Raw genomic sequence first — 7,599 nt, 5'->3', positions numbered from 1 at the left:
TTTTTTTCTTATTTGTCAAGTTTTCAACAGGTTTCTCGCCCGTTCCAATAAGATTTCAATACCTCTATCATATGATAACTTTGATTTGGTGCTCTGCAGATTTTATGTAGCAATCAATATAAAATCCTATCAAATACTGACAGGATTTTTTAATATCCAAAAAGATTAGTCTGCTTGTTCTTCGATAACTTCTGCTGATTCTTCGATAACTTCTGCTGGTTCTGCAACAACTTCTACTTTTTCTTCGATGACTTCTACAGTTTCAGGAGTAGCTGTCATTGTAGCAAGAGCAGTGTTAATAGCTTCCAAGTTCGCTGCTTTTGTAGCGTTCATGATAAGGAACCAGTCAACAACAATCCAGATCCAAGTAAAGAATAGTGAGAATCCGAATGTGATAAAAGGCAAAAGCAAAGTAGCCAAGAGTTTACCAATTCCTAGACCAGTATTACCAATGTAGAAACGGTCAACCCCAAATGAACCTAAGAAGATTGAAAGAATCAAAGCTGTTGTAGGGTTTTTAACATCTGTAGCAGCAATCACTTGGTTTGCTTGTGAATCATCTAATTGACTCAAGCGTTCACGAAGTGATGGAAGTTGCTCTGATGGGAAGTTAGCAGTATTTGCTGACAAGAATGAATCTGTAAAGTTTGACATAATAATCTCCTCTTTATGTTTTCTTATATTTTAGACATTTTTTTCCTTTTTGTCAAACTTCCTCTGTGTTTCCTATGTTTTTCAAAGTCCCAGTTCAATTTAACCAAAAGAAAAACATTCAATGCATCTTCCCTTAGAATTCCTTTATTTTACATTTACCAGTGCTTCAAAATCCTCTCCTGAAACTGGCCCTGCCTCTACTTGGTTGGCATCTAGGTCTTGGTAGAGTTGTTCTGGTAAAGCTGCTAAGAAGGTTTGGTAATCCAATCTTGCAACGGCTTCATAGTCTTCGGCTTTTGAGCCATCACCAGAAATCTTCACTAGATCAATCTCCCAAACCAGCTCCTTGCCTGCCAGCTGCTCGGTATAAGGAGCTGGTACAAAGGGTTCCTTTGGCAAAATCGTCTTGACTCCCTGGGCTAGGTGGTAGATACCGTGTACCTTGCCTTGGGTGTCTGGGTAAAATCTCACACTGGCAAGGTAGGCATCAGAGCCTTGAACCTTCTTGACCAGCTCTTCAAAACGTGCCAATCCATCCTCAGCCAAAAAGCTCTCTAGGTATTCCTTGTTGAGATAGATAGGGGACAAGATTCCTTGGCAATATACTAAACGAACCGCCTTATCCGCTAGATAATTCTGAACTGTTTGTCGGAAATAAGCTTCAAAGTCAAACCCTTCTAGCCCTTCTACCACTTGCCCCAACTTGCTCGATAGGGCTTGGAGGAGAGTGTCTACAATCTCCCAATCCGCTCTGGTAAGGAAGTCTGGAATCACCACTTGATAGCCTTTTCGGCTATCCGCATAGTTCACCCTGAAGAGAAATTGCGACTGGCCTACAATCCCACACTCGATATACTCGAGACGATTGAGGGGCTGACGGAGATAGACTGCATCATAACTGTGTGACTCCAAGCCCTCCACCAAGGCCAAGATAGACTTGGCAGTCAAGATCTCCTGTTGTCCTAGAATGCTTTCTTTATTTGGGATAAAAAATATTTTCGCCATAACTGGCCTCCTTTGAAATCGTTTACACATAGTATACCCTATTTTCCTGAAAGATACAGAAACAAACTTTAGATTTTTAGATAAAAAGCATAGAAAAACAGCCCCTGAGGAGCTGTTTGATGTTATACAGTAGCAACTTGATCCAAGCTTTCACCGATAGCAGCTAAGCGCTCCACCACTTCTGCTTGTGTCAATTCATTTTCAGCAACATAGCGGTTTCGTGGGTGAACACGGCACTCGTGTGAGCATCCACGAAGGTACTTGTCTTCATTTTCTTCTGATGTCAAGATACGACGGTTACAGAAGGGATTGCCACAGTTGACATAACGTTCACATGGTGTTCCATCAAACCAGTCTTTCCCTACGATGGTTGGGTTAACATGGTTGACATCGACGGCGATACGCTCGTCAAAGACGTACATTTTCCCATCCCAAAGCTCGCCTTGAACTTCTGGGTCTTTACCGTAAGTTGCGATTCCTCCGTGCAATTGACCAACATCTTTGTAGCCTTCACGCACCATCCAGCCTGAGAATTTCTCACAGCGAACGCCGCCTGTACAGTAAACCACGACACGCTTGTCCATGAATTTTTCCTTGTTGTCACGGACCCATTGTGGCAACTCACGGAAGTTGCGGATGTCTGGGCGGATAGCCCCACGGAAGTGTCCTAGGTCGTACTCATAATCGTTACGTGTGTCAAGGACCACTGTATCTTCGTCAAGAAGAGCCTCTTTGAACTCTTTTGGAGACAAGTAAGCACCTGTTGTTTCAAGTGGGTTGATGTCGTTGTCAAAGTCGTTGTCTTCCAAACCAAGGTGGACAATCTCTTTCTTGTAGCGAACAAACATCTTCTTGAAGGCTTGTTCATTTTCTTCGTCAATCTTGAACCAGAGGTCTTCCATGCCTGGTAGGCTGTGAACGTAGTCCATGTATTTTTGAGTTGTTTCGTAGTCACCTGAAACTGTTCCGTTGATTCCCTCATCAGCGACCAGGATACGGCCTTTGAGACCGATTGATTTACAGAAAGCCAAGTGATCTGTCGCAAATTGCTCTGCGTTTTCAATTGGAGTATAAAGGTAGTAAAGTAAGACACGAATATCTTTTGCCATAAGATTTGTTCTCTTTTCTATTCTTAAATTTTCAGAATTTTTCATTCAACTATACTAGTATACCCACTTGAGAAAACGAATGCAATTTATTTGACCGGAAATTGTAGAAAGAGTCCTACCCCTGCACTTTATCAGTAACCATAGCGAATCGCAGATAATTCTCTCAATTTTTTGATTTGCTTAGCTTGACTTTCTGACAAACACAACTTGTTGTCAATTAATACACGTGAGATGGCGACGTTCATTTGGCTCAGAATAAATGGAGTAGAGGTTCCATCATCCTCTAATCGTTTTTGATAAATCACTAACTGATTTTTCAAGGGAGTAAGTTGAGGCGCAGCCTTTATATCTTCCAATAGATGATCAATGATGGTCATGGCTTCACAACGCCTTTCACTTCCTCCAGCAAACCATTTTAATGGTGTCATTCTCATTTTCCTCCTGAAATTCGCTTATAAATTGAAACACTATAATCCCAAACTCGCCTGCCAGTATTTTACCCAAACACCCTATGTAAAAAAGTCAGTAAAAATGGTAATGTCGCTACAATATTATTGATCACATGCACTGCATAGGAAGGATAAATGCTCTTGGTATAGCGGGTCAAACCAGCAAAGATGATTCCAACTGTTGCAAAGACGAAGATATCTAACAGACTAGGAAAGTTTGAAAAATGAGGGAGAGCAAATAAAATGGACGGAAGAAGCAAATCAAGAGCAAATCTCGAATCTTTAAAAAAGGCGTGTTGCAGTAATCCTCTATAGATTAACTCTTCCATCAGTGGAATCAGAAAGAACAGAGCTATATAGATACCTAACTCTGCAAAGTTAGTTTCACTATAACCAATCAATACAGCCCAACCTTCAGCAGTAGACTGAACATGTTTAGCTGTCTGAACGTTAAAAGAGATCTGGAACACTGCCACTAATACCGTCAAAATCGAATACCAAAGCCATTTTTTTCTTGGAATGCGAAATAGATAGCCATGGCCTGTCTTAACCAGAATCCAAATCATGACTCCGCTAAATAGCAAACTCAAGATATTTTGAATCCAGAAGAAATTGCCAATCTGGGAAGAAAATTGCCAATAGTTTTGGACAATAAGCGTCAGCTGAGAAAGGCCAAATACGAAAAATAGGTAAGAGAAGACAGCACTCATTTTGAAAAGAAGGCGATATTTTTTCATAATAAATCCTCTATAGATGTATGTGTATCACATCGCATAAACCCTCAGAACCACTGTTTTCATTTTTACATCCTAAAAATCACTACCTCCCCTAGAGAACTAGGGAAGGCAGTGATCACATTTTTAGGAATTAGGAATGAATACACGAAATCAATCAATCTTATGATTTTTTGTTTTTCAAGAATTCGTCATATTGTTTTTGCATTTCGTTCAATACTTTTTCGTAGGCACCTTCAGATTTCAATTTTTCCATCAATTCTGGAATAGCTTTATCTGGGTCTACAGTACCAGTGTTGATAGCTGTATCGAATTGTTGCATTGTGTTAGAAATTGCTGAGATTTCAGATTTCACATTGTCAGTGTTAAAGATGAATCCAAGTGCTGGAGATTCTTTAGCTTCTGCCAATTGTTTCTTAGAATCTTCGATTTGTTGGTCTGTAACGTTTTCGTTGATGTAAAGAATCCAGTTGTTACCAGTGTTCCATCCACCCATGTGAGTATTTCCTTTGTAGCCATCAAGGACGCGTACACGGTTTTCTTTACCTTCAATTTTTTCCCAGTTCTTGCCTTCTGGACCGTAAACAAGACCGTTCAAGAGTTCTGGGTTCGTGTTCAAGAGGTTCAACACTTCCATTGATTTTTCTTTGTTCTTAGAGTTGTTTGAGATAACAAAGTTGGCAACTTGTGTTGTTTGGTTTTTCTTAATAAAGTTAGTGATTGGTTTGATTTGGATATCTTTGTTCGCAACACGTGAAAGCAAGCTGTTACCGTAGTCAGCTGGTCCTACTGTTTCTTCACGAACGAACCAAGTATCTTGTTGAAGGTCAAATGAAGTGTCGCTTGTTGCTACGTCTTTTGGAATGTATCCTTCTTCATAGAATTTGTGAAGAGTCTTCAAGTGTTCTTTGAAACGAGGTACTTCGTAACGGTTTACGATCTTAGTAGTGTCTCCTTCAAGGTCAATAACAAATGGAAGTCCATTTGGTACTGGGTAGTCAAAGTTATCAGATGGGATAAAGTTCTTCGTAACCGCAAATGGTACTACATCTGGAGCTTTTTCTTTGATTTGTTTCAAGACTGGCTCAAGTGTTTCGTATGAAGTTACACCTGAAATATCGATACCGTATTTAGCAAGAAGTGTTCCGTTGAAGGCAAAGTTTTGAGATGATGCAACGTTAGCTGCAACTGGTACTGCATAGATCTTACCGTTTACAGTGTTCCCTTTGATGTAAGCTGGGTCAAGTGCTTTGTAAAGCTCTGCTCCTTCTTTTTTATACAATTCTGTTAAGTCAGCATAGGCACCTTTTTGAGCATTTACGACATAGTTAGATGCAAATGCGATATCATAGTTTTCACCAGATGATGTGATAACAGACATTTTCTTATCATAGTCACCCCATCCGAGGTATTGGATATCCAATTTGGCACCAACTTTTTCACCGATGATTTTGTTAGCATTTTCTAGCAATTCATCCAAGTTATCTGGTTTGTCACCAATTTGGTACATTTTGATAACAGTTTTTTCACCTGAAGCTGAGTCCGCAGCTTTTTTGTTATTACCTGTAAGGTTTCCACAAGCAGCGAGACCAGCAGCCAAAGCGACTACGCTAGCAGATGCAAAAGCATATTTTTTCCAGTTTTTCATGATAAAAACTCCTTTTTTTATTTTTAAACTTATAAACGATTTAATAATTTTTAACTTCAATCGCTATGATGAAGTTGAGAAGGGAGAAACGGTGTTTCTCAGTAAGTGCTATTCTTTCACACCACCGATTGTCAAACCTTTAACAAAGTAGCGTTGGAAGAATGGATACAGAATCGCGATTGGAAGGGTTGCAACTACAACCATGGCCATACGACCTGTTTCTTTTGGAAGAGCGACTCCCAGTTGGCCAGATAGGCCGACTGCTTTTGCAATGTAGTCCATATTTTGCTGGATTTGCATAAGCAAATATTGCAATGGATACAAGTTATCACTCTTGATGTAAAGAAGGGCGTTGAACCAGTCGTTCCAGAAACCAAGAGCTGTCAAAAGCGTAATGGTTGCGATACCTGGAAGTGACAATGGCAAACAAATCTGGAAGAAGATCCGAGCTTCACTGGCACCATCAATACGAGCAGATTCGAAAATGGCTTCTGGAATGGTCTTCTTGAAGAAGGAACGCATCAAGATGATGTTAAATGGTGAGAGAAGCATTGGAACAATCAAGGCCCAAACTGTATCACCCAGTTGAAGCAGGCGAGTGACCACGATATAACCTGGTACCAAACCAGCATTGAACAACATACTAAGAAGAGCAAAAATCGTAAAGAATCTGCGATACTTAAAGGTTGTCCGTGAAATGGCGTAGGCATAAGTGGTTGTAATGAAGACGTTGGTCACTGTTCCGACTACGGTTACAAAAACTGAGATAAAGAGCGCTTGGAGGATCTTATCTTTAAACTGAGCTAAGAACTGGAATCCATCTACACCAAACTTCGAAGGGAAAAAGCTATATCCATACTGGAGGATGCTCTTTTCGTCTGTCACCGAAATGATGATAACGAAGATAAAGGGCAAGATACAAGAAAGAGCGATCAAACCAGAGATGATACTAAAGAAGATATCTGCTTTCTTACTGAAGGAGTGAATGCCGACATTATCGATTTTTTCTTTTTTAATTTTCTTTTCTGCCATATTCTCCCCCTTTCTAGAACAAAGCTGAGTTTGGATCAACTCGTCTTGCAAGCAAGTTTGATAGAATAACCAGTATCAAGCCGACAACGGATTGGTAAAGTCCGGCTGCTGAAGCCATACCGATATCTGCTGTCTGAGTCAAACCATTAAAGACATATACATCCAAAACGTTGGTTACATTGTAAAGCTGACCAGCATTATGCGGGATTTGATAGAAGAGACCAAAGTCTGCACGGAAGATATTTCCGACTGCAAGGATGGTCAATACAGTTACAAGTGGAGTCAACTGAGGAATGGTTACGTTGCGAATACGTTGCCACTTGCTAGCCCCGTCCACTGTTGCTGCTTCGTAGTAGGTTGGGTCAATTCCCATGATTGTCGCATAGTACATGACACTGCTATATCCAAATCCTTTCCAAATACCTAGGAAAAGGAGAAGGTATGGCCAAATGCCTAAGTCAGCGCAGAAGTTGACTTCCTTCATGCCAATGGATGTTAGGAAATGGTTGAAGACCCCTTTGTCAATGTTTAGGAAGGCATCTGTAAAGAAACTAATGATAACCCATGACAGGAAGTAAGGGAACAACATAGACGTTTGGAAAATCTTAACCATTCTCTTAGAGCGAAGCTCGCTGAGGATAATGGCAATCCCTACTGATACAATCAAACCGATAAAGATAAAGCCGAGATTGTAGAGAACGGTATTTCGAGTGATGATAAAGGCGTCTTTTGAACTAAACAAAAATCTGAAATTATCTAACCCGACCCATTTACTATTCACAATACTATCTATGAAACCATTACTGGTCATATGGTAGTCTTTAAAGGCAACCACATTCCCAAATACTGGAATGTAAAAGAATAGAATCAACCAGAGTGCCCCTGGTAAAACCATCAAGAGAAAGATCCAGTTATCTCTCAAGGTCTTTGAAAACTTTTTCATACTTTCCTCCCTTTTTATTCCTAAA

The 7,599-nt window shown here is 40.2% G+C and carries 8 protein-coding genes; all 8 read right to left on the bottom strand.

Annotation, left to right across the window (positions count from 1 at the left end; genetic code table 11):
• Positions 1-165 precede the first annotated feature (165 nt).
• The 8 genes from SORDD27_RS06485 to SORDD27_RS06450 all read right to left on the bottom strand — a co-directional run bounded on the left by SORDD27_RS06485 (position 166) and on the right by SORDD27_RS06450 (position 7,574).
• Entirely contained in the window at positions 166-654 is a 489-nt protein-coding gene (locus tag SORDD27_RS06485) for a TM2 domain-containing protein (RefSeq protein WP_061428160.1), read from the bottom strand.
• 144 nt (positions 655-798) lie between these two features.
• The gene (locus tag SORDD27_RS06480) at positions 799-1,659 is read right to left on the bottom strand and encodes a DUF4299 family protein (protein ID WP_061428158.1); all 861 of its coding nucleotides are present in this window, start codon (positions 1,657-1,659) and stop codon (positions 799-801) included.
• 122 nt (positions 1,660-1,781) lie between these two features.
• Positions 1,782-2,768, bottom strand: a complete 987-nt coding sequence (gene trhO, locus SORDD27_RS06475) for an oxygen-dependent tRNA uridine(34) hydroxylase TrhO (protein WP_061428156.1) — start codon at positions 2,766-2,768, stop codon at positions 1,782-1,784.
• Between the two features lie 131 nt (positions 2,769-2,899).
• Positions 2,900-3,196: a bacteriocin immunity protein gene (locus tag SORDD27_RS06470; protein WP_061428154.1), complete on the bottom strand. Its 297-nt coding sequence runs from the start codon at positions 3,194-3,196 to the stop codon at positions 2,900-2,902.
• A 68-nt stretch (positions 3,197-3,264) separates the two neighbouring features.
• The gene (locus SORDD27_RS06465) at positions 3,265-3,954 is read right to left on the bottom strand and encodes a CPBP family intramembrane glutamic endopeptidase (protein ID WP_061428152.1); all 690 of its coding nucleotides are present in this window, start codon (positions 3,952-3,954) and stop codon (positions 3,265-3,267) included.
• 160 nt (positions 3,955-4,114) lie between these two features.
• Positions 4,115-5,599, bottom strand: a complete 1,485-nt coding sequence (locus SORDD27_RS06460; protein WP_044021556.1) for an ABC transporter substrate-binding protein — start codon at positions 5,597-5,599, stop codon at positions 4,115-4,117.
• Positions 5,600-5,707: 108 nt separating this feature from the next.
• Positions 5,708-6,631: a carbohydrate ABC transporter permease gene (locus SORDD27_RS06455; protein ID WP_061428151.1), complete on the bottom strand. Its 924-nt coding sequence runs from the start codon at positions 6,629-6,631 to the stop codon at positions 5,708-5,710.
• Positions 6,632-6,644: 13 nt separating this feature from the next.
• Positions 6,645-7,574, bottom strand: coding sequence for an ABC transporter permease (locus SORDD27_RS06450; protein WP_061428148.1), 930 nt, complete (start codon positions 7,572-7,574; stop codon positions 6,645-6,647).
• Between the last annotated feature and the right edge of the window lie 25 nt (positions 7,575-7,599).

The sequence above is a fragment of the Streptococcus oralis genome (assembly GCF_001579025.1).
GTDB classification, from domain to species: domain Bacteria; phylum Bacillota; class Bacilli; order Lactobacillales; family Streptococcaceae; genus Streptococcus; species Streptococcus oralis_X.
Note: the sequence above shows the minus strand (reverse complement) of the source record. Positions and strands in the feature narration are given on the sequence as shown.